Here is a 1,820-nt window from a genome sequence, read left to right on the forward strand (position 1 = left end):
GTGCGCTGGCGGCCGTTCCAGCTCGATCCGACCATTCCGCAAGGTGGCATGGATCGCCGCCAATACATGCTGGGCAAATTCGGCAGCGAGGAGCGTATCCGCCAGATCCATGCGCGCATCGAACCGCTCGGCGAAGCGGAAGGCATCCGTTTCGCTTTCGGCGCCATCAAGGTCGCGCCCAACACGCTGGACGCTCACCGCGTCATCCGCTGGGCGGGCGCCGCCGGTGAAGATGTGCAGAACCGGCTGGTACGCCGCCTCTTCCAACTGAATTTCGAGGAAGGCGCCAATCTCGGCGACCATGCCGTGCTGGTCGAAGCCGCCCGCAAGGCGGGCATGGACGCTTCCGTGGTCGAAACGCTGCTGCCGACGGATGCCGATGTCGACGCCGTCCGCAACGAGATCGCCACCGCATCGCGCATGGGCATCACCGGCGTGCCCTGTTTCCTGCTCGAGGGCAAATATGCCGTGATGGGCGCGCAGGACGCCGACACGCTTGCCGACGCCATCCGCCAGGTCGCCCAGGCCAAGGCGCGGGGCGAACTGGAAACGGCGATCTAGAGCGTCCAAAAGCTGAACCGCTCCAGGCCAGCCTATTTCACCGTCACCTTCGCCTTGCTGATGAAGAAGCCGTGGCCGCCGCTGCTCGTGCAGGTCAATCCCTTCTTCGACGACAGACACGTGAATGACCCCTTGCTCCAGCTGTTGCCATAGCCAAGCTTGGTCACGTCGCCGCAGCAGCCCTGCTCGCCCGGGTTCTTGATCAAGGTCGCCGCCCCCTTCGGCCCCAATATGACCGTCACGTAGCTCGGCTCGACACGCGAGCATGACAGCTCAGGCCCGCCATCCCGTGGCTGGTAGGTGCTGGTGCCGCCCTTCGGCGTATAGATGCAGCCGATATTGCCGGATGGCGTGTTGAATTCGATCTGGCCCTCGGCGCCGGCCGGAATGGTCTGGTTGCCGGCATGTGCCTGCGGCAGCCATGCGAAGGCCGCGAGCATCGCGACCGAAATCATCCGTATAGACATTGCTGGTCCCCCTCGATGCGAAGCAATCGCCGGGCAGATTCGACCGCTGAGGGGCAAAATTGTCAACGCTCACCGATCGGCCTGGCCCGGCATGTCCGCTTCAGCTGTGGCGCGGCGCCAACAAATACGAGTTCGCCACCAAGTTCATGCCCGGACATTTCGCGAGGCCTGGAAAGGGCGATTCAGGCGAGCCGGAAGAGACGGACAGTACCCGTTTTTGCGGCCTTGCGGCCATCGCTCAGTTGCGAACCCAGCCGGCCGGCATGTCATTTCCGTTCACAAAACCGTGTTTTTGCTTTCCCTAAGGTAAAGTCGGCACGACCTCGGACCGCTGCCCCCAACGCGCTGAAATAAAACGTAAAATCCGCGTCGGATGCGCCTGACCGGCGAGGCTCTTCTGTTGCCCTCGCGCCACGGCGGATAACCCTGTTCACATTCGGGGGCAGAAAATTAATGGAAAATGATCAATTGGTGTTACTGTGTGTAACAAAACAAGAAAGGTTTGGGCGGGATCGTGATTCGGGTCGGCAGACCGCGACGTACAGTACCGGCAGAACTACCCAGCGAGGCGGCAAAGCCCTCGCGCCTGACGCCGGTATCGTCGATGCGTACCTTCTGGGGGCTGATGCGAGCCTACTGGTTCTCCGACCGGTGGAAGGAAGCCTGGACCCTCACCCTCGTCATTGCGCTGCTCACCGCGCTCTCCAGCAAGGCTGGCGTATGGTTCGCCATGGCATCCGGCGAGCTGGTGAATTCGATCGCTTTCTTTCACGACGCCGCCAACACCAACCC

General features: G+C 62.3%; 2 protein-coding genes and 1 pseudogene. 2 read left to right on the plus strand and 1 reads right to left on the minus strand.

Annotation, left to right across the window (positions count from 1 at the left end):
* Positions 1-561, plus strand: a 561-nt coding sequence (locus EOA38_RS35505; RefSeq protein WP_145966251.1) for a DsbA family protein, incomplete at its 5' end; no start/stop codon positions are given.
* A gap of 32 nt (positions 562-593) precedes the next feature.
* Here the strand turns inward: EOA38_RS35505 and EOA38_RS35510 are convergent.
* Positions 594-1,028, minus strand: a complete 435-nt coding sequence (locus EOA38_RS35510; RefSeq protein ID WP_245481005.1) for a hypothetical protein — start codon at positions 1,026-1,028, stop codon at positions 594-596.
* A gap of 586 nt (positions 1,029-1,614) precedes the next feature.
* Between EOA38_RS35510 and EOA38_RS35515 the strand changes: the two are divergent.
* Positions 1,615-1,820 (plus strand): annotated as a pseudogene (locus EOA38_RS35515) (ABC transporter ATP-binding protein/permease); the annotation flags it as partial.

Source organism: Mesorhizobium sp. M1E.F.Ca.ET.041.01.1.1, from assembly GCF_003997355.1.
Classification (GTDB): Bacteria; Pseudomonadota; Alphaproteobacteria; order Rhizobiales; family Rhizobiaceae; genus Mesorhizobium.

Excerpts from the sequence above, each read along its gene's own strand:
- EOA38_RS35510 (WP_245481005.1), bottom strand. The coding sequence starts at position 1,028 with ATGTCTATACGGATGATTTCGGTCGCGATGCTCGCGGCCTTCGCATGG.